Below are 25616 nucleotides of genomic sequence, written 5' to 3' on the forward strand. Positions count from 1 at the left end.
GTATATTCCCGCCAACTAGCACGCTCGAAGCGTACGCATGCGAAGCGTTTAAAAAGAGAGCCCGCGTTTAGCCATCGCCAGAGCGCAGCAAGCACTAAGCAAGCAAAAGAAACTAATCTGCGCTTCAGACTTCAATGTCTCCCAGGATTGAAATCTGCTCGTGATGTTATAGATACGGCTCTCACTTAAACGCGCCTACAGGATGAGGTAATTGGAATGCTAAACAGTCTTGGCCTGCCCGGCCGCCCAGAAGACACACGGGTGGTTGTTGCCATGTCAGGCGGCGTTGATTCATCGGTTGTTGCCGGAATGATGAAACGCGAAGGCTATGATGTGGTCGGCGTCACTCTACAGCTCTACGATCATGGCGAAGCAATCCAACGCAAGGGCGCTTGCTGTGCCGGGCAAGACATCCACGATGCCCGCCGTGTCGCAGAAAAACTCGACATTCCGCATTACGTTCTGGATTATGAATCCCGCTTTAAAGAGCAGGTCATCGAACGCTTCGCGGACAGCTATATCAATGGCGAAACACCTATTCCATGCGTAACATGTAACCAGACGGTCAAGTTCAAAGACCTTCTGGAAACGGCGAAGGACTTGGGCGCTGATGTGCTGGTCACAGGTCACTATGTCCGGACAGGCATGGAAGGCAACCAGCTTGCCATGTTCCGTCCTGTCGATCTGGACCGTGACCAAAGCTACTTCCTATTCGCAACAACGCAGGAACAGCTAGATTTCCTACGCTTCCCATTAGGTGGCATGACCAAACCAGAAGTCCGCGAACTTGCACATGAGTTTGGACTGGCAATTGCTGACAAGCATGACAGTCAGGACATCTGCTTTGTGCCAGAAGGCCGCTACACAGACGTTATTGCCAAGCTTCGCCCGCACGCGGCAGAACCAGGTGATATCGTGCATGTGGATGGCCGCGTTCTTGGCCGACACAACGGCATCATCCATTACACCATCGGTCAGCGCCGCGGTATCGGAGTTGCAACTGGTGACCCTCTCTATGTTGTTCATCTGGATGCAGATGGGCGACGTGTGATTGTCGGTCCGCAAGAAGCGTTAGCAACCCACAACCTGCTGCTGCGCGAAGTAAACTGGATTGGCCCAGGTACGCTGGACGATCTGCCGGAAGACGGCATCACTGTTTATGCAAAGGTGCGCTCTACCCGCCCACCAACAGAAGCCATTCTGCGCAAGAGCGGCGAAAACATTTTTGTCGAGCTGGTAGCAGGCGAATTCGGCGTAGCCCCAGGACAGGCTTGCGTCTTCTTCGACAAAGACGGTCAGGAAGCGCGTGTTCTCGGCGGCGGTTGGATTCAGCGTGCTGAAAAGCAGGAAGGCGCAGAAGCTGCCCTCAAAGCACTACTCGGAAAAGGCTGGGAAGCAGCAGGCTTTCCTGTAGGCTAACGCATTGCCAAACTGACAGAATTATTCAAAACGCCCCGCCTGACCTGATCGTCACCGGGGCGTTTTATTTTGATTTCTCAAGCCAGTGCCTTGCGCAGTTTCAATACGACACCGCCCCACAAATCCCAGAAAAGCCACTCCGGAATTTCCAACTTGGTAAAAAATGAGATTTTCTTGTTCCTGACAACTGCAACTGGCAGTTATTGCTCAACGAAATTGGCATTAACCCTAGGTTTTCATGGAGTTTTTCACAAGAGATCATATTTCCACAAAACTTACCCAAGAACGCTTGACGCCACCCCTCTTGGGCCTTATACACCCCTTCACAGCGCGGCGGTCAACACCGCAACATAGCGCACCGGATGGCGGGGTAGCTCAGTTGGTTAGAGCAGCGGAATCATAATCCGCGTGTCGGGGGTTCAAGTCCCTCCCTCGCTACCATCTCTCTTCAAAAGAAGATTGAGACGACAAGGCACCGCAAGGTGTCTTTTTTATTGAAAATTTGATCTTCTCAATTTTATCATCACTGACTATCTCAAATCGTCAATTGTGTCCCATACGCATACTATTACATCCTAATAAATGGCTGCAGAAGCTTGGGAAAGAAGCCTTTGAAGTCGAGTGGTGCGTCGGTCACAGCAAGGCAGATGCAGTCTTCTTCTGTATCTGCAATGGGCTGGTGATGCACATGCTCGTCTGCTTCCTGAACATCGCCGATCTTATAGCGTCCGGTCTCATCACTGAACGACCCCTGCAGCACCAGTGTCATTTCTGACCCGTGGTGCGAATGCTCAGGTGTGACAAACCCCGGAGACAGTTTCAACAAACGTGCGCTTTCACCTTCGCTCGATTTAATCGGCAAAATGAACTGCCGGATCCCCGGGCCAACCATCTTCCATTTGATGCCACTGTATCCATGCCCAAGCACATCCCACAGCGCCGAAGGCACGCCCTTCTCAGGCTTGGGTTCAGCCAGATAGGCACCCGCTGAAAGTGTCGGCTCGTTCTCAACCCGAGCCATCAGAAGGTCGAACATGTCGTCAGAAGGTTTTTGCTGCTCGCCCGTTTGAAGCATAGCACCTGCAAGAGCTTCCGCTTCAGCTAAGCGAGCCTTACATCCTTGGCAAAGCTCCAGATGACAGGAGACGAGCAAGGCATGCCCCGCAGGCAAAGACCCGGTTGCATAAGCCCATACAATTTCATCGCTGAGGTGATGGTTGATCATAGGTCCACCCCTTCCAAAAGTTTCCGTAAACGCCCAAGTGCCAATCTCATCCGGGATTTAACAGTCCCAAGCGGCAGTTCCAGGTACTGGGCGATTTTTGAATGACTGGCATCTTCATAAAACGCCAGTTTGATGATGGTCGATTGCTCTGCTGGCAACAGGGGAAGAACCTTCTTCACCCGTTCGCTGAGTTGTGATTGGTGATGGTCATCAAACTGCGTCTCTTCTTCAACCAGCGCATTGGCAAAAAACTGATCATCTTTGAAAAGATACCGCCGCTCTTTACGAAAACGATCAATCCGGAGGTTACGAGCGATCGTGTAAATCCAGGTCGACGCTGAAGCCTTACGACTATCAAACATCTCAGCCTTTCGCCATACGATCACAAAGGTTTCCTGAACCAGTTCCTCTGACAGCTCAGAGGTTGCTCCACCTTTGAGAAAGTAGGTCTTGAGCCGAGGAGCAAAGAACTCGAAGAGCTGACGAAATGTCTGACGAGACCGCTCTTGGCCAAGAGACTGGAGCAAAGCGCTCAAATCTGCGGAGGTCAGGCTGTTCTCGCTCTCGCCATCATTATTTTGAAGCTGCATCGTAACCATCGCTCTGCAAACCGCCGGGTTGTGTCACATAGTCTTTTTACCAAACAGTTTGTCAATTGGATCACTTTTTCCTGCCTAAGGTGATCCATTTCCAATCAACGCTCCTAAAAAGAGAAACTTTGGATTGGATGTGAGCTATGAAAATTGCAGTTATTGGGAGTGGAATTTCCGGTCTTTCCTCAGCCTGGCTTCTCTCTAAAAGTCATGATGTAGATGTCTACGAGAAAGATGATCGTCTCGGCGGCCACGCCAACACGCAGCACGTAAAAGTCGCTGATAAAGACGTCGCTGTAGATACCGGTTTCATCGTCTATAACGAAAGAACCTATCCCAACCTGACTGCACTCTTCAATCATCTGGATATCCAGACAGACCCAACCGAAATGTCCTTCGCAGTTTCGCTCGAACAAGGCGCCCGCGAATATTCTGGCTCAGGTTTGAAAGGCCTGTTCGCTCAAAAATCTAACCTCTTCCGCCCCAGCTTCCTGCGCATGGTATCGGAAACGCTCCGCTTTTATAAGGACGCCCCTCAGGACGCCGAAGATCCAAAACTCCAGTCAGCAACACTGGGCTGTTATCTCTCTCAAAACAACTATTCAGCCAACTTCATCAATGAGCATCTGCTTCCCATGGGCGCTGCCATTTGGTCTATGCCTCCACAGCAATTGTTGCAGTTTCCATTCCGCACGTTCATCGGCTTTTGCAACAATCATGGCCTTTTGCAAGTACGCGACAGACCGCAATGGCGCACAGTTTCTGGCGGGTCTTGCAACTACGTTCAAAAACTCGCCTCAGAGATTTCCGGCAAAGTCATTTTGAATGCCGGCATCTCAGACATCCAGCGCAAACCCGGATCGATCACGGTTTACTCAAGAAGCGGTCACGCATCCTCCTACGATCATGTCGTGTTTGCGTGTCACTCAGATCAAGCACTTGCCCTGCTCAATGCGGAAGGCAATGCCTCTCGCGCAGAACGCCAGATCCTCGGATCAATCCGGTATCAGCGAAACATCGCCATCCTGCATCGCGACATTTCTCTTATGCCGAAGCGCAAAGCAACGTGGTCCGCGTGGAACTTTATTGGCAATAAAATGGGAAACAACGCTCTGTGCGTGACGTACTGGATGAATGCCCTTCAAAGACTGAGCACCTCTGAGGATGTATTTGTCACCCTCAACCCGAGCCATCAGCCAGCTGAAGGCTCCGTACTGCGCACCTTCCAATACTCCCACCCGGTATTCGATCAAACTGCACTGTCCGCTCAAAGGCAACTTTGGCAAATTCAGGGGGAACGGCGCACTTGGTTCTGCGGCGCTTACCTGGGCTATGGCTTCCATGAGGATGGGTTGCAGTCTGGCCTGGCCGTCGCTGAGGCGCTCGGTAACGTCCAACGCCCATGGACATGCGATAATCCCAACGGACGCATCGGCCTGCCTGAAGACTGGCCCTACGGAAGCTGTCAGGAGGCTGCGGAATGATCCTGACAGGACGACGGCAGGACTCTACAAATGCACCGCTCAGGATCTACCTGGGCGATGTGGTGCACTGCCGTCATGATCAGATCAAACACAAACTCAGCTATAAAGCCGTTTCCTTTTCAATCGACATCGACCGATTACAGGACGTGAACCAGATATCGCACTTACTGTCCGTCGACCGGTTCAACCTATTCAGCTTCCATCCATCAGACCACATGGAAGAAGGTCATTCATCCCTGCGCGGTTATGTAGAGGATGTGTTGAAACAAGCGCACATCACTGCCATTCCCGAACAGATACGGCTCCTCGCCTACCCTAGATTTTTAGGAGGAGCCTTCAATCCAATCAGTGTGTTCTACTGCTATTCGAAAAACAGATTGGAAGCCATTCTCTATCAGGTTCGAAACACCTTTGGCGACATGCACCATTATGCCGTTGAAATAACGCCATCCGAGCATCAAGGCATTCAACAGGCCTACCGACACTCCTGCCCAAAGAACTTCCATGTTTCACCGTTTCTGGAAGTCTCCGGCCATTATCATTTTGTGGCGCGCCCGCCAACAGACCATGTTTCACTCATCATTCGGCTGACACAGGGCAACGCTCCTGTATTGACCGCCAGTTTTCAGGGAAAGCAAAAAGCAGCGACAACAACGCGTCTCCTCAAGATCGGCCTTCGGTACTTCCAGAATTCGGCAAAAATCCTGGGGCTCATTCATTTCGAAGCCCTCAAACTCTGGATCAAAGGCGCTTGCTTTCACAAGCGACCATCACCGCCAGCATCCATCGTAACGAGTATGCACAAGCAAACTCCAGCACTCAAAAAGACCAAAATAAACTCAGGGAGACACCCATGACACTTAGAGATCACTCCTCCCTCAGTCCGTTGACCGGCACAAAAATGACAGAGCTTAACCTCTCTTCAAAACTCTGGAAGACATTGCTGGACCGTATGCTCCGCCGTCTCTCCGAAGGTCATTTGTGGGTCATTCTTCCCAATGATCAAATGCTTTCCTATGGCACCCCCTCTGGGAAAGGCCCGGTCGTAACCGTCAAGATTTTAAGCACTCGCCTTTTATGGCGTCTCCTTTCCGGTAACTCTCTCGCATTGGCCGAAGGGTATCTGGAAGAAGACTGGCAATGCAGTGACCTGAGGTCCCTGTTCGATTTGCTGGTGGCCAACAAACACATCATGCAGTCCGTCACAAAACGCGGCATCCTCTCACGCGCTTTCGCCCGCTTGCGCCATTTGGCAAATGCAAACACATTGAACGGCAGCAAGCGCAACATCGCGTTCCACTACGATCTTGGAAATGACTTTTACAGCCACTGGCTCGATGAGACGATGACCTACTCATCTGCTTACAAGCTAAAACAGCACGAAACACTCGAAGACGCCCAGCGTAGAAAGTATAATCGTGTCTTGCAGATGACCGATACACAACCAGACCAACAAATTCTGGAGATTGGCTGCGGTTGGGGCGGTTTTGCTGAACATGCCTGCACTGCCGGGCGTGATGTGCACGGCATCACACTCTCGCAGGAACAGCTCAGATTTGCTCAATCCCGCCTTCAATCCCAAGAAACTGACGGAACTGCATCCTTCGAACTGCGCGATTATCGCGAAACGCAAGGCCAGTACGACGCCATAGTCTCAATCGAGATGATCGAAGCAGTGGGTGAAGAGAACTGGGCCGGTTATTTTGAAAAGCTGAAGTCTCGCCTGAAACCGGGTGGCACTGCCGTAATTCAGGCAATTCTCATCTCTGACGAAAAGTTCCATAGTTACCGCAAGAACGTTGATTTCATTCAGCGCTACATCTTCCCGGGAGGTTTGCTCCCCTCAGCTAAGGAACTTTCAAGGCAGATTGAGCAACAAAAACTGCAACTCGTGACACGTGAGTTCTTTGGTGCAGACTACGAGCAGACACTCGTACGCTGGAGAAAGTCGTTCTTCCAGAGCTGGCCAGAAATTGCCAAGCTGGGCTACGACAGCCGCTTCAAGCGGATGTGGCATTACTATCTGGCATATTGTGAGGCTGGCTTTGCTGAGGGAACCATCAATGTTGGCCTGTTTCAGATCAGAAAACCAATTTGACGAAGATGAAGTTGGGCCAAACAAGCCCAACCAATCCTTTAGATCGCAGCACGCGACGCAATCCACCTGATCATCGCCCCAATAACCGGCAGCTTGCGATAGAAATGACGTGAAGCATCCCAGTAATCATAGTGAGCACAAACTTTGGCATCCTTGTCAAAGTGCACCTCTGTCACCCCCCGCACGCCCCAGTTGCCAAGCAGTTTTTGCTTGCAGGTAAAATCCCAACGCATGAAACACAGGCCACCAGACCACGCCAGATCGAGTATCTTGAACCGTGGCTCCTGAACATCCTCATACATCTTGTGAAAGACCTTTTCGAAGTTGGCACGCCCTTTCACATCATTAAACGGATCAATGAAGTGCACATCATCACTGATGAGTTCATGAACGTCTTCGATACGGTCCGGCGTAACCTCTTCAAAGAAAAGCGCATACAGCTTTGCAGCAGCCTCCAGATCAGCTCTCTCAGTCATCGTTTACTCATCCTTCTCGTAACCGGAAAGTAGAGAGCGTATGGCAACAAGCGCAGGATCTTCATGATAGCAGCAAGACGGAACGGGAAGTAAATCTCAAACTTACGCTTCTCTAGCCCATTATAGATATCCTTGGCAGCCTGCTCTGGTTCCAAAAGAAACGGCATCTCAAAGGTGTTCTTGTCAGTCATGGGTGTCTTTACGAAGCCCGGATTCACAAGTGACAGGTCAATCCCAGCCTTGTCAAAGTCAGGCTTCAGACTCTCACACAGGTTGATCAACGCCGCTTTGGTTGGCCCATAACAGGCAGCGTTGGGAAGACCGCAATACCCGCTTAAAGAACTGATGATCGCGATGTGACCTGCACCTTGCTGTTTCAGCAACGGAAAGAGCCCCGCAATCACACGTACAGCACCAAAGTAATTCGTATCCATGGAAGCCACAGAATGCTCTTCACTCAACACATCTATGCCGCCGGGAAAGTACACGCCTGAGCAATACACCGTAAGGTCAGGCAGTTTGTCAGTCTGCTGAAAACGCTCCAATGCCTCAGAGACTTGCACTGCATCGGTCACATCAAGCGGCATCACGTCAACATTGCTGGCATCCTGAGCAACAGCCTGAAGCTTCTGCTCATTTCGCGCACTGACAACAACCTGCCATCCAGAACGCGCATACAACTGGGCAAGGCTTGCTCCAATGCCGGAACTCGCTCCAATAATCCAAACAAGCTTCTCATGTTCTGCCATAACGCCCTCTCTGTTTGCTCTTACGCAGCGAGGTAACTTTCAGATCACGCTTGCACTTCTAACTATCGAACTTCCAATACCAATTACGTCTTCGCCTTGCGGAATACTGCGGGGGTGGCGCCGGTCCAGCGTTTGAAGGCGACGGAGAAGGCGGCTTGGTCGGCGAAGTCGAGCAGGAAGGCGACCTGGGCGATGCTGTCTGTTCCCACCAGCAAACGCTTTGCCAGATCGCAACGGGCAGATTCCACCAGAGACTTGAAGTTGGTGCCTTCCTCGGAGAGTTTGCGCGTCAGGGTCCGGCGGGTCATGCAGAGTTCTTTGGCAACCTCATCACCGCTCGGCAGGCTGCCGGGTAAGCGGGAGCGCACCAGTTTGATGACTTTGGCAGACAGGCCGGTTCGGTTTTGCGGCAACTGGCTCAGTCGTTCCTCTCCATGCTTCAGCAAATGCTCTCGCAAAGCTGTGTCGGAAGTCGCGATCTGAAACTCGAACCCACCAGTGGGCAACCTCACGCCGTTGATTGATTGAACGCCTGCAACCTCGCAGTCTGCCAACTCAGAAAGACGCGCGCAGTGCTCTGTGTCCTCACATTCCAACATGACGGACATCTTTCCAAAGCCATCGCCCGCAATTTGCTCTGTGCGCTTGAGCAAGCCAAATACCAGAAACTCGCGATGTCTTGGGAATTGATGCGCGCTGAGAATGTCACTGCTCAGGCAAATGGTGGGCTCAGCTTCACTGCCATCCAGATCAAAGCGAAGATCCGGGTCTTCCAATGCGTAGTATTTTTGCGCGAAGCGAAACACTTGTCCGATGTTGTCACTGGCCTGAGCCAAATACGCCAGTAGTGTCTTCGCTCCCGGTGATGCGAGGCCAGCGCGAGCCGCGAAGGTTGGGTCCTCCAAAGCCTCGCAGGCTGTTTCCAGCGCAGCGGCTTCTCGTTGCAGATCTATTCTGGCTGTTGCGTTGCTCAGCTCTTCCACTGAAACACCGACAGCCTCCAGGATCTTGTCAAAGCCGAGAGCCGCGTTTGGCTCCCGCCCATATACTTGCGCTGCATGGCGCAATCGGTAGGCGCTTATGCGTGTCATGCTGACTTCCACTCTGTCTGAGAGGGGCGCTTCAACATTCTTTTGCGTCGATTAGCCTCTCAAATGTCCAGAAATCAAAAATCGATGGCCAGAACTCTAAAGAACGTCCTTTGCTCATACGTTAATTTACGAACATCAACAAACGGTGCTGCCTAGGACGGTAGCTTTCTAATCAAAGCAAAGGACATTCACCGTGAAGTCGATCATCCTTTCAAGCGTCATGGTAGTTGGCGCATTAACCACCGAAGCCTCAGCGGCAGGTGGTGAACCACGCTGGTGGGTTCCACCAGGAGAATCTGACAGTTACTCCATTGTCAGTATTGTTGTTTTCTTTCTGGCCTTTCTTTTGATTGTGCATCTTTATTCCCGCTTTGACCGCTATGCGGAACACAAGGCAAAGGGAACACCGCTTCGCACAACAGTGCCAGTGATGCTGACTGTAGCCCTTGCCTATGAAGTTATGCCGGCCCTGTCTCATTTCAGCATTTTGCTTCCGGCCTCCCTGATCCTTACAGCGATCGCTCGCGATTTTATGCTGTGGTGGACGCCTAAAATGCAGGAGGCAAACAAATGATTGAGCTTCTTGTCACCTCTTTTCCTTTTGTGCTGCGGGTATGGTACCTGCGCTGGAAGGGCATGCCGATTACTCTCTACAACGTGCATTATGCCTTGGTTTTGTGGGTGTTTATGGCTCTCGCCGTCTTCTTTGCGGTGTTCTATTACTACCCGAAGTCGTTCACTGGCATCGTGCCTTTCAAAACGGTTCCTGTTGTTGCCGAAAACGGCGGAACAGTCACAGAAGTCTTCGTCACTGGTGGCGACCGTGTCAAAGTTGGCGACCCACTGTTCAGTACAGAAAGTGCAATGGAAAAGGCCAAAGTTGATCATGCAAACCGCAAGATTGACGAAATCAAAAGCGCTATCAAAACCGCACATCTGGAAGTGGAAACTGCAGATGCAGCGCTGGATGCAGCCAAAACAGGTCTGAATCAGGCTGAGATGACATTGGCGGATCACGAAGAGCTTAAGATGAAAAACTCTGCAGCCTTCCAGCGAGCCCGATTGGAACGTGCTATTTCGCAGCGAGACACCAGTGTGGCAGATGTGAAAGCAGCGAAAGCAAAACTGGAAGCTGCAAAAGTGCAAGCGCACTCTACTCTTCCATCACAACTGGCAAGTGCCCAGTCCACACTTGAGCAGGCTGAAATAGAACTGAAAAAGACACGGGTTTACAGTCTGGTTGATGGTGTTGTTGAGCAAGTGACCCTGCATGTTGGAGCCCGAGCAGCACAGGCAGCAATGGCTCCGGCCATGGTGATCATCCCGGACCGAACCCAAAAGGAAGGTTCTCGTGTGGTTGCTGGTTTCTCTCAGGTTTCCCGCACTGAACTTTACGAAGGCATGGCAGCTGAGATCGCCTGTGAAAGTAACTTTAACATTGCGATGTTCCACACGGTTCTTCCAGCACGGATCTCTCGCATTCAGAAGTCAATCTCCTCCGGCCAGATGGCACCATCCGGCAAGTTGATGGAACCAGGAGAACGCGCCAAACGTGGTCAGGTCGTTGCTCACCTCGATCTGGTCTACCCGGAACACCAGAAGTATCTGGTCCCAGGCAGTGGATGTGTTGTGCAGACCTATACAACAGACCTGAAAGGCGACATGTCAGGCGGTGTAACAGCCCACGTAATCTCAGCCCTCGGCGTCATCAAAGCAGTCGGCCTTCGAGTAAAAGCATGGCTTGGCCTTGCAATCGGAATTGGCCTTGCAGGATCCGCTCACTAAGGCGATCAGATTAGAAACCCCAAAGAAAACAGTTTTCTCCCGAAGACGGAAAGTAAACCGATCAAGAACTCAAGGATCCGGACTGGTTCCGCTCGGGAGTACCATCGAAGAGAGCAGCCTAACTGGCAATCTGAGCAATCCGTTCTCTTCAAAACAACCCAGTGGTCAGAGCAGTAAGGACCATCGGCAAGAAACCTGAAAGCCGAAGCAAAACCTTACGACCACCAATAAAAAGAAGAAGAAAAATGTCTATCAAAGCCCTGACAATCGCAGCAGTTGCCCTCTCCGTTGGTTACACAGTGGATTACAACCCAAGACCTTCGCAGCCTGGCACCAAGTCCATCTCACCAATCTCCTTCAAAATCGGTGAGGCAAATGCCCAGACAGCAGAGCGCAATGCAGCTCGCCGGACCGCCCGTCGCACATCCCGCCGTGTCAACCGTCGCCAAGACGTCGCAGGCTGCACACCTTACAACGCTTACTACAACTGTGGTGGCGTCTATTATCAAGCCATCGTCGAAAACGGTGCAACAGTTTATGTGGTTGTAAATCCATAAGGGAGACTACCGTCCCTCCCAGATGTCCCACCGTCCTGGCATCATGGGTGACCAGCCACAAAAGGCCTCTCATCGCGAGAGGCCTTTTTTCTGTTTGAGATTATAAAATCTCAGCTATTCACACCCAAATCTACCTTCCCAATAAGTTCATTTTACTGCATCCAACAGCGCAAGAAAACGGCGGCTATCACTTCTGATCTCGTTCTTCTTGCTGTCACTCATCTTGTCCCAGCTGCGGTAGATCATCGAGACTCTGGGATTGCCTCGGAGTTTCTCTTCATTCTGATCCAGAAAATTCCAATAAAGGTAGTTGAAGGGACAGGCTTTCTCACCCGTCTTCGTTGCGTGAGAATAAGAGCAATGCTCACAGTAGTTCGACATTCTGTTGATGTAAGCACCACTGGCTGCATATGGCTTTGAAGCAAACAACCCACCATCCGCAAACAGGATCATTCCATTCACATTGGGCAACTCCACCCACTCATAAGCATCTGCATAAACTGCGAGATACCATTCACTCACTTGTTTGGGAGCAAGCCCGGCAAGCAACGAGAAATTCCCGATCACCATCAGCCGCTGAATGTGATGCGCGTAAGCATTCGCTTTTGTCTCCACAATACACTGGTGAAGACAATTCATCTGCGTCTCACCGGTCCAGTAAAACTCAGGTAGATCGCGAGAGGCCTCAAAATAATTTAGTCCTGCGTAGTCAGGCATGGAAAGCCAATAGATCCCACGAATGAACTCTCGCCACCCCACAATCTGGCGGATGAAACCCTCAACAGAGTTCAACGCTGCAGTCCCGTCAAAATACGCTCGCTCCGCCGCACGAACACACTCAAGAGGAAGCAGCAATCCGCAATTGAGGTAGAAGCTGATGTGACTATGAAACATCCAGGGTTCGCCCTGAACCATTGCATCCTGATAATCACCAAACCTGCCGAGACGCTCAGCAACAAACTGATCCAGCGCCTTAAGCGCATCCTCACGCGTCACCGCAAGAGAAAACGGCTGCAAGTCACCAAAGTGCTCAGGAAACTGCTCCGCAACAAGCGCCAGAACTTCCTCTGTGATTTCGTCTGGCTCTACAGAAAAAGGAGCTGGAACAGCCAACTCCTTTGGTGCCTTCTTGCGGTTGTCATGATCATAATTCCACTGTCCGCCCAGAGGTTTGTCACCCTCCATCAAGATGACATGATCACGTCGCATCTCTCGATAAAAGTACTCCAGCCGTAAACTCTTTCGCCCGGACGCCCACTTTTGAAAATCTTCAGCAGAGCAGAGAAAGCGGTCATCATCACGCAGCTCTACCGGCACACCCAACCGCTCCTGCCAGCTCTCCATCTCATCCAACAGGCGATATTCACCGGGCTTTGTCACAATGACTTCAGAAACAGTGTCGTTTTTGATTAATCGAAGGACTTCCCCAAACAAACGACCAGTATTTTCAGCACAATCGTAATTTACATAAACAACCCGATGCCCCCGAGACCTCAACTCCTCAGCAAAATGGCGCATCGCCGAAAACAGAAACGCAATCTTCTTCTTGTGATGACGAACATAAGTCGCTTCCTCACGCACCTCGGCCATCACAATGACATCTTCACCCGGCTTGGCATCGCGCAGGCTGGAAAGAGACAAACTCAACTGATCCCCAAGCACCAGGCGCAAACGCATCTGCAGTTCTCCCCTCAAGGCAGCCCATCAAACTCCCCAAAAGGTAGAGCGCAAGCAACAACGAAGCCATACCCAACAATTAAGCCAAACTTCCACCCGAGGCACTTCGTCTTACGACGTCCTATAGAGTTACCCTGCCTGCTTGCATAAGCATTCAAGATTGAGATCAAAACAACAAATGATCAAATCCCAATTGACGCTCTCAATCTAGTCTCTCAAGCGACCTCAGTTCCCCACCTTTGCAAGCACATCCGCTTTCAGAAACCGTTCAATAAACAGCATGAAGCCGACGGATGGTACCAGCAGGATCAGGGAGGAGATGGACGCGATTTGGTAGTTGCCTTCCATGCTGGAGGTAAACAGCAACATCGGCAGCGTCACGACATCTGGCGCACCAACAAAGTAGGTTCCGGTGAACTCGTCCATGGAGATAAGGAACACAAAGATCGCGCTCGCCATAACGCCCGGCAAAGCCAGAGGCAATGTCACATCAGTAAACGTGCACCAGCGCCCTGCCCCCATGTTACGCGCAGCAGCTTCCAGTTCCGCATCCACTGCAGCAAAGGCAGCAGTCGCAATCCATACAGCAAACACCAGCCCCTGACTGGCGTGAACCAGCACAACACCTGCAATGGAACCGGTCAGATCCAATCCATAGAAAATGCGCGCAACATTCATATGCACAGCGACCGCCGGAAAGGCCTGTGGCAGGAGAAACAGCAGCATGATGAGATAGCGGAACGGCATTTTCCCACGCGCCAGAGCATATCCAGCTGGAATGGCAATCGCCAGACTGACCACCACAGTTAGCAGCGCAATCCAGATGCTGGAGAACAGGGCCTCAGTCGCATTGCCCTCAGGGCGGAAAACCCGTTCCCAGAAGGAAAAGCCATACTCCAGAGGCAGCTTGTAAGGAAAGTACCAAACTTCCGCGACAGCCCACAAAAGCATGTTGGTGATCGGGCCAAAGATCGCAAAAGCCAGCAGGCTCATGGTGAGAACACGGGTAACTGTGCGCACCCAAGTGGAAGAAAGAGCAGCTTGCACCATCTTATGCTCCCTTATCTTTCAGGCTCTGACGCAGATAGAACCACGCAACCACCCCGGTAAACAGATAGGACATGATGCCCAGCGCATTAGCGACGCCATAGTCGCCGTAGGAGTTGATCCGCCACGCCATATCAACAGTCAGCATGGTCGGTGACTGCGCGTTGATCATAAGCGGCACAGAAAGAACAGACAGCATCACCACATAAGACAGGATCAACCCAACCATCAGGGTCGTCGCAATCTGCGGCACCACAAGCTCAATCTGAATACGCAGGCGGGAAGCCCCAAAAATCCGGCCAGCGTCAATCGTGGTACGGTCAATGGAAGCCATAGCGCCCGCAACAAGCAGAGCCACAAACGGCGTCTGCTTCCAGACAAAGGTGATCACAATCCCACGCCAGTCCAGATAACTCTGCGCCGCCAGTGGCTCGATAATGCCAGAGCTGGTGAGGATGTTGTTCATCATCCCGTTCTTTGCCAAAAACGTCCGCATCAACTGCGCACTCACAATAAACGGAATGAACAACGGCCACCGATAAAGCCACTTGAGAACAGCGACAGCCGTCGGGTTTTCGCCAAGCGTCAGATAGCCCGCAATAGCAACAGCCAGCACACCGATAACCACCGTAGACAGGCTGACAATCACAATCGTAAACAGAATATCTTTGGAATAGAACTCAATAGCCTTAGTAAAATTGGCGATATGCCAGCTGCCTTCGCCATTGTCTGTGAAGGCTGAAACCACAGAATAGCCAAAGGGATAAACAAACAAAAAGCCGATCATCAACAGTGCGGGTGCAACAAGCAATATTGCCCCCATCCGACCCGGCCCAACTGACATACTTTGTCCACTCATGGACACCACCTCTCACCAAAACCAAACTTGCCGGGAGAGACGCATGCCCCTCCCGGTTTCTTTCAGATATGCTTAGTTAGAAACCTGCCGCTCGTAGCCTTCTTTGATGTCGTCAAAGTAAGGACCAATCGGGAACGGCTTGCCTTTCTGAGCCAGTTCAAGAGGTGTGACGTCAGTGAACAACTTGGACCAGACTTCCTCATCCAAAGCTGCTTTCACGTGGTCTGCATCAATGCCTGGATACCAATTGAAGCGGTTCACAATGCCTTCTGCCTGAACAGCAGGACTGGTTGCCAACTCAATGAACTTTTCAGCCAGATCTTTGTTCGCAGCCTTCGCTGGGGTTGCGTAGTAGTAAGGCTGACCAGGCATACCCGGTGCAATCAGTTTCAGCTTCAGGTTTGGTGGAATACGGCCATCGCCCTGCCAGGAATAGAACATGTCGACCCAAACTGGACCCATCACGATCTCACCACGGTTCAACATGTCCAGAGTACCAGCATTACCCGGAGTGAAAGTCACGTTCTCGTTGAACGCTTTCAGATCAGCATAAGCCTGCGCCCAGGTGTCTTTCTTCGCCGGATCATATGGACCGCTCTGCAGGGTCTTAGTATCGCCTGCGTAGGTGTACATCCAGCCAGTCACAAACGCGACGCCGGACATACCGTTTTTAATGCCATTATAGCCGAACTGTTTTGGGTACTTCTCTACCCATGCACGCAGCTCATCATAAGATTCTGGTGGGTTTGGCACCAAAGCCGGGTTGAAAGCAATCGCCGTCTGGCTATGGAACATTGGCATCACATAGCCGCCAACATAAACGCCAAGCGCATTTTCAGCCGTCGCGCGCGTCACCATTTTGCCGGTTTCGATGTTGTCGCGGAAATCAGCCAAAAGGCCTTTTTCTTTCATCTCGCCGGTTTTCTTCTGCGCAGCAACAATAACGTCGATGTCCCACTGCTCTTTACCCGCAGCAGACTGTGCTTCCAGCTTTTCAAGAATTTTCTGAGAACCAGCATCTCCCGGGCCAGTCCCTGTGACGCGAACTTTCACGCCTGGGTATTTTTCTTCAAAAAGCGGGCCCAGATAATCGGTCACATATTCAACCATGTTCTGGGAGCCGCCGGTAATCACGTTCAGCTGGGTTTCAGCCGACGCAGGCAGAGCAACAGCAATCACAGCACCTGAGATTGCACCTGTAAGAACTGACTTAAGTGTCATCACTCAAAATTCCTGGGTTAAGATCGTTGAGAAAAAAGTTCTATTCACGTTTAAAAAGGTGTCAGGCCGCCTCGGAATAAAGGTGAAGCCCACCAGCTGGCACGCAGATCGTCACCACATCGCCAACTGCATATCGACAAGGATCGTCGATCATGTAGAGCTGCCCGGCGCTTTCTATTTCGTAGCGAAATACCCCCCCCGGATAGCTGAGTTGTGTCACCCTACCCGCTAGAGCCAAATGCCCCTCAGGTACGGCTTCATCGGCACGCAAATGTGCTGCACTGGAGCGGAAACGCCCCCGAACAGATCCGGCAGCTGATGCCTGCCAGTTCACACCTCCATCACCAATCTCGTTTGAAACGCTTAAGCTGGCAGCCTTGACGGCCTCCTGCCTTGCAATGCTCAAAGTTCCATTTGCACGCTCAACATTGAGGGCAATTTCGTTCTCAGCGCCCATAAAGGTCGCAACAAAATTGGACTTTGGCTGCTCATAAACTTCCAGCGGTGTGCCCACCTGCGCAACGTGTCCTCCATTGAGAATAACAATGCGATCGGCCATGACCATCGCTTCTTCCCTGTCGTGGGTCACATGCACTGCCGTCAAACCCATACGCTGTTGCAAAGAACGGATCTCATGTCGCATGGACAAGCGAATGCGGGCATCAAGATTGGAAAGTGGCTCATCCAGCAACAGGATCGGGGAATCGACAGCCAGTGCCCGGCCAAGCGCCACACGTTGACGCTGACCACCAGAAAGGTTGGGCACTTTGCGGTCCCCAAAATCCGCAAGTCCCAGCAGCGTCAACAGCTCATCAACCTTCCGGTTGATTTGCTCCTTGGACATCCCACGCAGCTTCAGGCCATACCCCATGTTCTGACGAACCGTCATATGAGGCCAGAGCGCATAACTTTGAAACACCATCGCCATGTTGCGTTGCTCGGGTGGTAACTGTGCAACATCATTCCCGTTAACGCGGATCTGCCCCGACATGGGTTTGATGAAACCGGAGAGACTTTTCAGAAGAGTTGTCTTTCCGCAGCCAGATGAACCCAGCAGCGCAACAAACTCAGACGAGTTGATTTCAAGATCAATGTCATGAAGAACACGGGTCTTGTCGTAACCAACACAAAGCTTTTCGATTTCGATTCCTACGCCAACCATTCCGGAAACTTGCCCCCCTTTAAGCAACCAAAGCATTATGCTATGAGTTTTGGCAATCGATTGCAATAGAGATCTACTAAGCGACTTCTTTGAAGTTAAAATGACAATCATCCAAGATAGTAAGAAGCGATGAAAAGACTGACAGGTAAAGATGTTGCACGTGCCGCAGGCGTTTCTGTCTCTGCTGTTTCCCGTGCGTTCACGGCAGAGAATCGCCTCAACAAAGCGACTCGCGATCACATTTTAAAAGTCGCTTCTGAGATGGGGTATCGCCCCAACGCACTTGCACGCTCCCTCATCAAACAAGAATCAGATCTGGTCGCTGTCGTCTTCGGAAACACCGATGGCATGTACGATAAAGATTTCTTCAATCGCCTGTCGACCGCCCTACAAAAACGCGGAAAATGGGCCCTGCAAATACGCTCTGAGGAAGAAGAGAACATTGCCGAGACACTGGGCAAAGCACTGATGTATCCGGTTTCAGCGGCCATCGTGCGAGCCGGCACAGTCGATCTGCAAGTGATCGAAAACAGCAAGAAAATGCACGTGCCATTGATCTACACAGGGCTGGGACCAATGGTCAAAGGCGCAGACTGTGTGTGGTTAAACTACAAGCGCGGCGGTCTGCTTGGCACGCGGCACCTAATCAAACGCGGATGCAAAAAGATCGCTTACATCGGCGGTATTGAAGGCATCACAGCAGACACAGGTCGCCGCGAAGGATATCTGGAAGCACTCGGCGAAGCTGGCCTTCAACCCCGCGGAGTGTCACAAACCCGGTTCGATTTCGAAAGCGGCCTGCAGGCCGCATTGAGCCTCCTGCAAAGTGATAATCCGCCTGACGCCTTTTACTGTGTCTCGGATGCTGCCGCTCTTGGGGTTTTGAATGCAGCAAAATCCATATTGAACCTGCGTGTTCCGGAAGATGTCGCCGTCGTAGGATCAGACAACATGCCAATGGCTGCCTGGCCCTGCTTTGATCTGACTGCAGCAACCAATCCAATCGACGAGATTGTCCAAAACCTCATGAACACGCTGGAAGCGCGCCTTGCAGACCCGGATCAGCAGGAAATGTCCGTCGTGGTAGAACCCGAACTGGTCATCCGCGGCAGTGCGTAACTGAGAGCAGTCAAGACACCAACAACTGAGGCTGATGCATCTTCAAAAGCATCAGCCAGAGCCTATGAAGTCACAATGTCATGGACAGTCTTGATCGCCCTCCTTGGGCCTGATGACACAAGATAAAATCGCAGCTAGCCCCTCAGGCACCTCAACCTCCCGCATGTACTCATCACGGCCATACCGCAAAAACTCGCTCCGGAAATCAAAATCAGCCCAAGGCTTGTTTGTCTCTCGCAGACTGAGAGCAACAGTTTCGGCCTTCAGAAAGTCACCGATTTCAAGTAGGCTATGAAAATAGGCCAGACGTGCAGGCCAATGCTTGGATGTCAAAGGAGCACTTTCGTGATGCTTGGCAAGAGCAGCCGCAGCCACTTCCATCCTCTCCCCCTGAAAATGCAACATGCCCAACCGGCCAAGTTGTTGAGGCGTCAACACTCCTTTACCGTCAAAGAAGGAAAGCTCTGAGAGCTCTTCCTCATAAAGCCCCTCAAACTGCAACGTGGAGAGCAGCCTGTTACGATCCTCAGGCTCAGCGCTCAATCGTGCGACCGCCTTTAAGGCTTCCACATATCCTCGAAAGTCACCTGCCAAGCGGTGGTAGAGCTCAATCTTGCGCAGCACCCAAAGGTCATCAGGAGAACGTTCAATATACGCCTCGTGCATGCGGTGCATCTCCTCAACAAACCCCAGTTGCTCTGCAATCTCAGCCAGCTGAAGATACTCCTCCGGACTACTGTCGTCCTCCTCAAATGAGGCCAGCAAATGCTCCCGAGCCTCATGATACTTTTGCTCTTTGATCTGAACAGCAATCTTCTCTGTTTGCCCCGGAACAAGCGCATAACCGATCCCCAGAAACAGCAGATAAAGCGACAAATACTTGAGGAAGCGGATCATGGCTGCCTCCCCGTCGTCGCCATGCGTGCTGTCGAAGCCCAGTTTTTACATGTCAATGAAATGTCCAATGGCTCCATCCCGGATACAGCCAGATCCAAACGCAAAGATCCATCCGGCAAAGGCTGAACGTCATCACTCAAGACAAGCTCATCCTCTCTCCTCACCTTCACCCGATGAAGGCTTGAAGACAGTCCACGAAACTGAAACTCCCCAGCTCCAAACCCAAAAGCACGAAAACCAATGCGGCAAGGCTTATGCACCCAGTCGTAAACCTGCCACCGGGCTTCCGTGATGCTGGCAACATGCTCATCGCCTGTACTGTGCGATGATTTCAGCACAATCTCCGGAACACGAACCGCCGGATCCAGCGAAACATACAGCGAGTTCTGGTGGTGCTTTGAGCCAATAACGCCGTTGCTCTTCGCCAAATCAATCTGCCACTGCTCTGCATCATCAAAGCGAAACGACTGAAGACGCTCTCGATTCAAAACAAGCCAGCTGTGATCACTCGTCTGGTAGAGCTTCACCCCAAAAAAGCTATTTGCAATAGCAGCATACTGCGAGGCAAAGATCGGCAAATAAGCCCCATCACGCGCTCGATCCAAATGCTTCCGAACCGCTCGCAGCGATGCATCATGTTCCGCAGAATAGGTGTGGTAATACACATTGTAGGGCCTCAGCCGGATCGGGCTCTCAGTATTATCAACGGTCTGATGCAACTGCGAAAATCCGTAGAATGGCCCCGTCCAGTCATTCGTATATGTGTTCTCGTTGCTGGAGACAGCATAGATCTGCCGCTCTGCGCCAACCTGGCGGGATAAGGAGGCCACATAACTCAAAGAAGGCCAGTCACGGTCAAACCGCGTATCGCCGCCATTCATGTTGTAAACACCAAGCTTACGAGTATGCGCAAGCGCTTCCTCAAACGGCTGCGTGTCACCAGACCACAAGAACAACTTCGCTTTTTTACCACTCGGCGCAAAGCTTTCGGCCTGAGAAAGAGAACCTCCGATCTCTCCCACAAGCGAAAACGGTTTGCGCATGTAATAACGCGGCATAGACACATTCTGTGCAAGATATGTCTTGAAAGAAGCCTTGCCACTCTCACCAAAGAAACGCTTGGAGAGCCAGCTCACAGGTCCCTCAGCTGCTGGCTCTTTTGCAACATTCTTCTCACGAATAAGCGCAAGCTCTTTGGCACGGTCATAATCTCGATAAAAAGCCCAATGAAACGGATGCGAATGGGTATGGCTGGCCACTTCCACCTGCGGGAGAGCAAACAACTCTTTGACCAGCCCAACACTGCGATCATCCCCTCCCTCACTCCGATCAACATCCGCTGTCACCAGACCGTAAGTGACAGGTAAATCAGGGTACGGCTCAATCAGCTCTCGAAGCATCACTTCGCCGGATAATGCTTTTTGTCCCCGATACTTGGAAGAATAAGAGACGTTGTTCCAACCATCTCCATCAATGTGCGAGAAATAAATTCTCCTCCCCATCAACGTAGACGTATCCGGAATGGGAAAGCGCTCCTGCTTAAGCGCCCGTTGAAGAAATCCAATCGGATCAATCAACCACTTCTGGCGGTTGAGCACATCGTCAGTCGCAATGGCAAAGCCGGGTTGAACATAGGCTCCTCCAGCCCCGATAAAGGCCAACTGCGTTCGTTCCGTCGCAACACGCACAGGCGGCTGAACAGAGGCAATCGACTGCCCCTCTGGGGATATGCGCGTAACCAGTGAGTACCCCGGTAATACCTTGTAAAAGGGTCGTTCAAAGGCAGTTAGCTCTGAATCCAGACGAAGATCTGACGAGGCGCTTGTGAGCATCACAAACCCAGCCTCAAACCGAAGCCCCAGATGCCGCAGGAACAGATTCAAGACCGCCCCATCATCTTCCAGATTGCGAATTCCGGTCTCACCAAACACAAGAAACTGCAATCCCAAGTTCGCCTGCTTATCGGCCCATGCAAAGTATTGATGCGGATCAGCCAATGCCCCTTGGAACCAGCTCACAACAGCAGCTGTGTTTTCCGTAGGTTTCATCGCAGACAAACCCGCATTCACGTCAACATACCGGATCGAATAACCAAGGTGATTCAACGGCATCTCAAGAAGGTTATGTATTGCCGTTGCAGATGGCTCAGCCTCACGAAGACTATCGTACAACCCGATAATCTCTCGCTTCACCAAGGCGGCCTGCGAATTATTGATGAAACATACAAAGCAAAACAGCGCTAAACCATAGAAAATAAGGGCGCGAACCTGCCTAGTAATTCTAGCTAAAAACAATTGCCACTTACCTTCAATATAGAAGGAGTACAAAGAACAATCGTTACGCACTTCACGCATCCTGAAGTCACCAATAAGTAATTTAAGACTGTATACTTATTGCAAACAAATCATTTTATATCCAACCCAGAACTTAATACCCTAACTTTCCATAGAGTTGAATATAAATAAAACAGCAAGTAAATATTCCCGGCCACGAATGAAGATTTAAAACACAATCTATACTGATGATTTTGACAATAGGACTATTTATTCGCGATGTATTCGGATCAGTATTTTTCAAGTAACACTGAACATCATAAAAAGAAGAAAGCGAAACGCACACCGGAAAAGCGCTACCACGCTTTGGAGGTCGTCCTGCTGTTCCTCCCCTTCCCCGTAGTGTCCACGATGTATCCTGAAATCCCACTCTGGAGCATTTCGCCAAGCCCGTTGTGGATCCCGATCATTATTGCCAGCTCTATCCTCGGAACCCGTTCCGGAATCCTCGCCGTTCTGGCAGCGCTCGCAACCACTCTTTGGTACCTCCCGCCACAAACCATGGGCGGACAGGGTTTCTTTGAATACTTCACAAACACAGGTTTGCAACCAACACTCTGGCTCCTGACAGCCATTGTACTCGGAGAATTCAGGACATCACTGCTGCGCAAAAACCAAAAACTCCAAAGCCAGTTGGCCCATGCCTTAGGACAACGAGACACAATCTCTGATTACTGCACCACGCTCACGCTTGAAGCCGAGAACCTGCAAAGCCGTATAGCTTCGATGGAAACCACAAGCCCGGTCAGTGTGTGCAAGGCAATCGACAAGCTGAGTACGCTGGATCTTCAAAACAACAGCAAACAGCTGGACACTCTTCTTGCCAACCTGATCGGCACGACCAGATATAGCCTCTTCAAGTGCTCAAACAAGCGCCTTGGTCTCCTCCATTCCAACACCACGGCATCATCTGAGCTGAAACCTTCGCGTGAGCAGCAAGAACAAGCATGGCTGATCAACCATCAGGACACCTCCGAACTAACTTCTCTGGCTGGTGATAAAAGAGTGTTCAGGTCTCGCACGCCCAGAGGGAGCCTGGTGTTTCTATTTGGAGCTCCTGGTTCAAGCAGCCTGCGAACGGACGGTGAGGCACTGCAAGGTGCAATCATCTTCCATCAGCTGGAAGCGCACCCGCTCGAAGAAGACTCCACTGTGCTGTTAGAAGCCATCAGCAGCGCACTCTCAAACAACCTCCTTAGCCACAACGCAGCCCCAATGCCAGATAACCTCGTCGCCTTCTATTCGGTCAACGCTCCCCAAACGAGCAACAGGTTCGACAACTCGGTGATCTAGGATGGTTCAGGATACGTTGCCCGATGCGCCAACCACCAAGCAACCTTTCAGCCTCTCAATACTCTTGCTGCCGGTTATCATCGTAACCGCAACACTTATCGAAGCTTGGTTCTTCTCGCAGATCATCCAAAACTCCGAGGTAATTGGGCTTGCTGCTGCATTTCATTGTCTAACAGTCCTGCTCTGCCTTCTGCTTATGAGAAACATTCACAGCACAGGCTTTGCGCTTTTTGATTATGGCATCTTGCTCTTCGCACTGTTTGGCCCATTGGGAGGATTGCTGGCTTCTGTCCTGATGCAATTGGATGGCAGAAGACAAACTGCCCGGCTTGCCAAATGGCACACAACACTTGCTCTTGAAGATACGCCAACCAAACAAGCCGATATATTCAGCAAGATCATAAGCAACCGGTCATTGGACATGACAAATGGATCGCCAAAGCCATTCCAGAAAATCTTTGCCTCAGGAAACACTCAGGACATCAAAAGAGCTCTGTCCATCATAACGCTCAAATACAAGCCCGAGTTGCTGGAGTTCCTTCAGGCCGCACTCAAAAACGACAAGCCAGAGATCCGCGTTCAGGCAGCCGCTGTTTACACCAAACTCAAGCAACGCTTTCAAAACGATATCTCGGATATGATCACTCTCCCTTCTGAAGCGTCAATAGAGCAACGACGTGAGGCAATCACACGATTACAGGCCGCAGCCCTCTCTCAACTCATCGACACATCCCAGCGAGAGCAAGTGACATCCACACTGCGCAAGTTCCTGAAAACAGATGCACGCCCCGAAGCCGAAAAAGCCCTGACCCTCTTGCGGGCAGACCGCCTCATTCAAAAAGAAGCTCTCAAAGAGGCACAGCTATGCCTGAAGCAATTAACTCGCGTCAAAGATCTGGAAGCCTGCGCGATGAACCAGCGCATAAAGAACAGGCTTGAACGAAGAACGGTTCAGCCTGCGCACGAACAGGCCTTGGTCAACTGAGAGGGTGAGTGGTATGCGTTCTTCGTCAACAACAGACGTCTGCATAATCGTTGAGGGCTGCTACCCTTATGTTGCCGGAGGCGTATCCTCTTGGATCAATTGGCTTATCTCAGGCCTACCAGACCTCACCTTCTCTGTCGTCGCAGTTCTCGCCAGATCACAAAATGGAATACCCAAATACAAGTTGCCCCCAAATGTGAAGCACTATCAAGAGCTTGCTCTCTTCGATATCCATGATCCCGAGCCCGCACCAGATTACAGTTCATCCAGCACACAAGGCATCTCAAGAGAACTACGCGCCTTCCTAAAAAACGGCAGCAAAGCGCGCTTGTATGATCTTGATCGTCTCGTGAACTCCACCACCCGCCCCTGGTCAATAAACCAGCTGACCCACTCTGATCTCACATGGAACGTCATCTGCCAGATGTACGAGGAGATTCTGCCGGAAACTTCATTCCATCACTTCTTCTGGGCTTGGTACACATTGTTCGGCGGCCTGTTCGCAGTCCTTAAAGCTCCCATCCCGCAAGCCAGGACCTACCACACCATTTCAACGGGATACGCAGGCCTGTTCGCAGCAAGAGCAGCCCTGAGCACACAAGCACCGGCAATCATCACCGAGCACGGTATCTACACCAACGAACGCCGCATAGAGATCCTGCTCGCAGACTGGATCGAAGACAGCATCAATAAAGGTTTCTCCCTGGATGATCCTCGCCTTGACCTGCGCGATCTCTGGATCTCGGCCTTCGAAGCATTTGCCAGATGCTGCTACAACAGTTGTTCGGATATCACCACGCTTTACAAAGACAACCAGTTGATGCAGCTGTCTCAGGGAGCGTGCCAAAGCAAAATGCAAGTCATTCCCAACGGCATCAACCTCGACAAATTCAAGTCTGCACAAGCCCAGCACGACAACCACAAGCCAACAGTGGCGCTCATTGGGCGCGTGGTCGCAATCAAGGACGTCAAAAGCTTCATCCATGCCGTTGCTTTGCTGAAAAATGAGCTCCCTGATGTGAATGCACTCATCCTGGGGCCAACAGACGAAGAACCCACCTACTTCGAGGAATGTCATAAGCTCACAGTGCAGCTGGGTCTGGAAGAGACAATCACATTCACAGGTCCGGTCAACATCGCTGAATACCTGCCCTCCATTGATCTCGTCGCACTCACCAGTTTGAGCGAAGCCCAACCCCTCGTTCTTCTCGAAGCTGGAGCCGCCGGAATTCCCTGTGTCGCAACTGATGTTGGCTCATGCAGAGAGGTTTTGGAAGGACGCGCAGATGATCCCCATCCACTCGGGTCTGGCGGCATCATCACAGAGCTTGTGTCCCCATCCGCAACAGCACAAGCCATGGCCAGACTGCTTAGGAACGATGAGCTTCGCCAGCAATACGGAGCGCAGCTGCGACAACGCATAGAACGTGACTACAACGAGCAGCAAGCACTCAAATCCTACAAGGATTTGTATGAGCGAAACTTCGAGAGACAGCGCCCAAAAGCAAAACACCACTTTGCATAAAACCAAAGATAACATCATGGT

23 protein-coding genes and 1 tRNA gene are annotated in these 25616 nt (G+C 51.3%); 12 read left to right on the forward strand and 12 right to left on the reverse strand.

From position 1 onward, the window contains the following. Window positions 1–216: 216 nt before the first annotated feature. Both mnmA and PPL9_RS16020 read left to right on the forward strand, forming a co-directional pair. The gene (mnmA, locus tag PPL9_RS16015) at window positions 217–1419 is read left to right on the forward strand and encodes a tRNA 2-thiouridine(34) synthase MnmA (RefSeq protein ID WP_057463635.1); all 1203 of its coding nucleotides are present in this window, start codon (window positions 217–219) and stop codon (window positions 1417–1419) included. A gap of 364 nt (window positions 1420–1783) precedes the next feature. Continuing rightward, window positions 1784–1860 (forward strand) — tRNA-Met (locus PPL9_RS16020). Between the two features lie 127 nt (window positions 1861–1987). On the opposite strand, the gene PPL9_RS16025 is transcribed toward PPL9_RS16020, so the two are convergent. Both PPL9_RS16025 and PPL9_RS16030 read right to left on the reverse strand, forming a co-directional pair. Further along, window positions 1988–2644: a ChrR family anti-sigma-E factor gene (locus PPL9_RS16025; protein WP_057463636.1), complete on the reverse strand. Its 657-nt coding sequence runs from the start codon at window positions 2642–2644 to the stop codon at window positions 1988–1990. Beyond that, the gene (locus tag PPL9_RS16030) at window positions 2641–3234 is read right to left on the reverse strand and encodes a sigma-70 family RNA polymerase sigma factor (RefSeq protein WP_057463637.1); all 594 of its coding nucleotides are present in this window, start codon (window positions 3232–3234) and stop codon (window positions 2641–2643) included. Before PPL9_RS16030 ends, PPL9_RS16025 begins: the two co-directional genes overlap by 4 nt. A gap of 146 nt (window positions 3235–3380) precedes the next feature. Here PPL9_RS16030 and PPL9_RS16035 point away from each other — a divergent pair, with 146 nt between their 5' ends. From PPL9_RS16035 to PPL9_RS16045, 3 genes are read left to right on the forward strand one after another with little or no spacing between them, the layout of a single operon-like run. Beyond that, entirely contained in the window at window positions 3381–4721 is a 1341-nt protein-coding gene (locus tag PPL9_RS16035) for an FAD-dependent oxidoreductase (RefSeq protein ID WP_057463638.1), read from the forward strand. After that, window positions 4718–5578: a DUF1365 domain-containing protein gene (locus PPL9_RS16040; protein WP_057463639.1), complete on the forward strand. Its 861-nt coding sequence runs from the start codon at window positions 4718–4720 to the stop codon at window positions 5576–5578. The genes PPL9_RS16035 and PPL9_RS16040 overlap by 4 nt, the downstream gene beginning before the upstream one ends. Continuing rightward, window positions 5575–6819 carry a cyclopropane-fatty-acyl-phospholipid synthase family protein gene (locus PPL9_RS16045; RefSeq protein WP_057463640.1) on the forward strand — a complete coding sequence of 415 codons (1245 nt, stop codon included), beginning with the start codon at window positions 5575–5577 and terminating at the stop codon, window positions 6817–6819. The genes PPL9_RS16040 and PPL9_RS16045 overlap by 4 nt, the downstream gene beginning before the upstream one ends. 38 nt (window positions 6820–6857) lie before the next feature. Here PPL9_RS16045 and PPL9_RS16050 read toward each other — a convergent pair whose 3' ends face one another. The 3 genes from PPL9_RS16050 to PPL9_RS16060 form a co-directional block, all read right to left on the reverse strand. Then, a complete protein-coding gene (locus PPL9_RS16050) occupies window positions 6858–7295 on the reverse strand; it encodes a nuclear transport factor 2 family protein (RefSeq protein ID WP_057463641.1) in 438 nt (145 codons plus the stop codon). After that, window positions 7292–8044 (reverse strand): SDR family NAD(P)-dependent oxidoreductase, encoded by a 753-nt coding sequence (locus tag PPL9_RS16055; protein ID WP_057463642.1) that lies wholly within the window; start codon window positions 8042–8044, stop codon window positions 7292–7294. The genes PPL9_RS16050 and PPL9_RS16055 overlap by 4 nt, the downstream gene beginning before the upstream one ends. 83 nt (window positions 8045–8127) lie before the next feature. Continuing rightward, a complete protein-coding gene (locus tag PPL9_RS16060; protein ID WP_208989412.1) occupies window positions 8128–9135 on the reverse strand; it encodes a helix-turn-helix domain-containing protein in 1008 nt (335 codons plus the stop codon). 193 nt (window positions 9136–9328) lie between these two features. Here PPL9_RS16060 and PPL9_RS32720 point away from each other — a divergent pair, with 193 nt between their 5' ends. The 3 genes from PPL9_RS32720 to PPL9_RS16075 all read left to right on the forward strand — a co-directional run bounded on the left by PPL9_RS32720 (window position 9329) and on the right by PPL9_RS16075 (window position 11477). Next, window positions 9329–9709 carry a hypothetical protein gene (locus PPL9_RS32720; RefSeq protein ID WP_152986716.1) on the forward strand — a complete coding sequence of 127 codons (381 nt, stop codon included), beginning with the start codon at window positions 9329–9331 and terminating at the stop codon, window positions 9707–9709. Then, the gene (locus tag PPL9_RS16070; protein ID WP_057463644.1) at window positions 9706–10920 is read left to right on the forward strand and encodes a hypothetical protein; all 1215 of its coding nucleotides are present in this window, start codon (window positions 9706–9708) and stop codon (window positions 10918–10920) included. Before PPL9_RS32720 ends, PPL9_RS16070 begins: the two co-directional genes overlap by 4 nt. A 245-nt stretch (window positions 10921–11165) precedes the next feature. Further along, window positions 11166–11477, forward strand: coding sequence for a hypothetical protein (locus tag PPL9_RS16075; RefSeq protein WP_057463645.1), 312 nt, complete (start codon window positions 11166–11168; stop codon window positions 11475–11477). Window positions 11478–11624: 147 nt separating this feature from the next. Here the strand turns inward: PPL9_RS16075 and PPL9_RS16080 are convergent, their stop codons facing one another. From PPL9_RS16080 to PPL9_RS16100, 5 genes are all read right to left on the reverse strand, one after another. Next, on the reverse strand, window positions 11625–13154 hold the full coding sequence (locus PPL9_RS16080) for a cryptochrome/photolyase family protein (protein WP_057463646.1): 1530 nt from the start codon (window positions 13152–13154) through the stop codon (window positions 11625–11627). Between the two features lie 225 nt (window positions 13155–13379). Further along, the gene (locus PPL9_RS16085) at window positions 13380–14204 is read right to left on the reverse strand and encodes an ABC transporter permease subunit (protein WP_057463647.1); all 825 of its coding nucleotides are present in this window, start codon (window positions 14202–14204) and stop codon (window positions 13380–13382) included. 1 nt (window position 14205) lies between these two features. Next, window positions 14206–15024: a sugar ABC transporter permease gene (locus PPL9_RS16090; protein WP_057463672.1), complete on the reverse strand. Its 819-nt coding sequence runs from the start codon at window positions 15022–15024 to the stop codon at window positions 14206–14208. Window positions 15025–15132: 108 nt separating this feature from the next. Further along, on the reverse strand, window positions 15133–16281 hold the full coding sequence (locus PPL9_RS16095) for an extracellular solute-binding protein (protein ID WP_057463648.1): 1149 nt from the start codon (window positions 16279–16281) through the stop codon (window positions 15133–15135). A gap of 61 nt (window positions 16282–16342) precedes the next feature. Next, entirely contained in the window at window positions 16343–17443 is a 1101-nt protein-coding gene (locus PPL9_RS16100; protein WP_057463649.1) for an ABC transporter ATP-binding protein, read from the reverse strand. A gap of 129 nt (window positions 17444–17572) precedes the next feature. Here PPL9_RS16100 and PPL9_RS16105 point away from each other — a divergent pair, with 129 nt between their 5' ends. Then, entirely contained in the window at window positions 17573–18562 is a 990-nt protein-coding gene (locus PPL9_RS16105) for a LacI family DNA-binding transcriptional regulator (RefSeq protein ID WP_057463650.1), read from the forward strand. Between the two features lie 78 nt (window positions 18563–18640). Here the strand turns inward: PPL9_RS16105 and PPL9_RS16110 are convergent, their stop codons facing one another. Together PPL9_RS16110 and PPL9_RS16115 are read right to left on the reverse strand one after the other, a co-directional pair. Then, window positions 18641–19459, reverse strand: coding sequence for a hypothetical protein (locus tag PPL9_RS16110; protein WP_057463651.1), 819 nt, complete (start codon window positions 19457–19459; stop codon window positions 18641–18643). After that, entirely contained in the window at window positions 19456–21651 is a 2196-nt protein-coding gene (locus PPL9_RS16115) for a hypothetical protein (protein ID WP_208989413.1), read from the reverse strand. Before PPL9_RS16115 ends, PPL9_RS16110 begins: the two co-directional genes overlap by 4 nt. 360 nt (window positions 21652–22011) lie before the next feature. On the opposite strand from PPL9_RS16115, the gene PPL9_RS16120 reads away from it, so the two are divergent. From PPL9_RS16120 to pelF, 3 genes are read left to right on the forward strand one after another with little or no spacing between them, the layout of a single operon-like run. Continuing rightward, window positions 22012–23085: a hypothetical protein gene (locus PPL9_RS16120; RefSeq protein WP_057463653.1), complete on the forward strand. Its 1074-nt coding sequence runs from the start codon at window positions 22012–22014 to the stop codon at window positions 23083–23085. A gap of 1 nt (window position 23086) precedes the next feature. Then, window positions 23087–24070 (forward strand): hypothetical protein, encoded by a 984-nt coding sequence (locus PPL9_RS16125; protein WP_057463654.1) that lies wholly within the window; start codon window positions 23087–23089, stop codon window positions 24068–24070. 13 nt (window positions 24071–24083) lie between these two features. Further along, window positions 24084–25595, forward strand: a complete 1512-nt coding sequence (pelF, locus tag PPL9_RS16130) for a GT4 family glycosyltransferase PelF (protein ID WP_057463655.1) — start codon at window positions 24084–24086, stop codon at window positions 25593–25595. Window positions 25596–25616: the final 21 nt, after the last annotated feature.

The organism is Pseudovibrio sp. POLY-S9 (assembly GCF_001431305.1).
In the GTDB taxonomy this organism is placed as follows: domain Bacteria; phylum Pseudomonadota; class Alphaproteobacteria; order Rhizobiales; family Stappiaceae; genus Pseudovibrio.

Coding starts and splice junctions, on each gene's coding strand:
- mnmA (WP_057463635.1), top strand. CDS start 217: ATGCTAAACAGTCTTGGCCTGCCCGGCCGCCCAGAAGACACACGGGTG.
- PPL9_RS16025 (WP_057463636.1), bottom strand. CDS start 2,644: ATGATCAACCATCACCTCAGCGATGAAATTGTATGGGCTTATGCAACC.
- PPL9_RS16030 (WP_057463637.1), bottom strand. CDS start 3,234: ATGCAGCTTCAAAATAATGATGGCGAGAGCGAGAACAGCCTGACCTCC.
- PPL9_RS16035 (WP_057463638.1), top strand. CDS start 3,381: ATGAAAATTGCAGTTATTGGGAGTGGAATTTCCGGTCTTTCCTCAGCC.
- PPL9_RS16040 (WP_057463639.1), top strand. CDS start 4,718: ATGATCCTGACAGGACGACGGCAGGACTCTACAAATGCACCGCTCAGG.
- PPL9_RS16045 (WP_057463640.1), top strand. CDS start 5,575: ATGACACTTAGAGATCACTCCTCCCTCAGTCCGTTGACCGGCACAAAA.
- PPL9_RS16050 (WP_057463641.1), bottom strand. CDS start 7,295: ATGACTGAGAGAGCTGATCTGGAGGCTGCTGCAAAGCTGTATGCGCTT.
- PPL9_RS16055 (WP_057463642.1), bottom strand. CDS start 8,044: ATGGCAGAACATGAGAAGCTTGTTTGGATTATTGGAGCGAGTTCCGGC.
- PPL9_RS16060 (WP_208989412.1), bottom strand. CDS start 9,135: ATGACACGCATAAGCGCCTACCGATTGCGCCATGCAGCGCAAGTATAT.
- PPL9_RS16070 (WP_057463644.1), top strand. CDS start 9,706: ATGATTGAGCTTCTTGTCACCTCTTTTCCTTTTGTGCTGCGGGTATGG.
- PPL9_RS16075 (WP_057463645.1), top strand. CDS start 11,166: ATGTCTATCAAAGCCCTGACAATCGCAGCAGTTGCCCTCTCCGTTGGT.
- PPL9_RS16080 (WP_057463646.1), bottom strand. CDS start 13,154: ATGCGTTTGCGCCTGGTGCTTGGGGATCAGTTGAGTTTGTCTCTTTCC.
- PPL9_RS16085 (WP_057463647.1), bottom strand. CDS start 14,204: ATGGTGCAAGCTGCTCTTTCTTCCACTTGGGTGCGCACAGTTACCCGT.
- PPL9_RS16090 (WP_057463672.1), bottom strand. CDS start 15,024: ATGGGGGCAATATTGCTTGTTGCACCCGCACTGTTGATGATCGGCTTT.
- PPL9_RS16095 (WP_057463648.1), bottom strand. CDS start 16,281: ATGACACTTAAGTCAGTTCTTACAGGTGCAATCTCAGGTGCTGTGATT.
- PPL9_RS16100 (WP_057463649.1), bottom strand. CDS start 17,443: ATGGTTGGCGTAGGAATCGAAATCGAAAAGCTTTGTGTTGGTTACGAC.
- PPL9_RS16105 (WP_057463650.1), top strand. CDS start 17,573: ATGAAAAGACTGACAGGTAAAGATGTTGCACGTGCCGCAGGCGTTTCT.
- PPL9_RS16110 (WP_057463651.1), bottom strand. CDS start 19,459: ATGATCCGCTTCCTCAAGTATTTGTCGCTTTATCTGCTGTTTCTGGGG.
- PPL9_RS16120 (WP_057463653.1), top strand. CDS start 22,012: ATGTATTCGGATCAGTATTTTTCAAGTAACACTGAACATCATAAAAAG.
- PPL9_RS16125 (WP_057463654.1), top strand. CDS start 23,087: ATGGTTCAGGATACGTTGCCCGATGCGCCAACCACCAAGCAACCTTTC.
- pelF (WP_057463655.1), top strand. CDS start 24,084: ATGCGTTCTTCGTCAACAACAGACGTCTGCATAATCGTTGAGGGCTGC.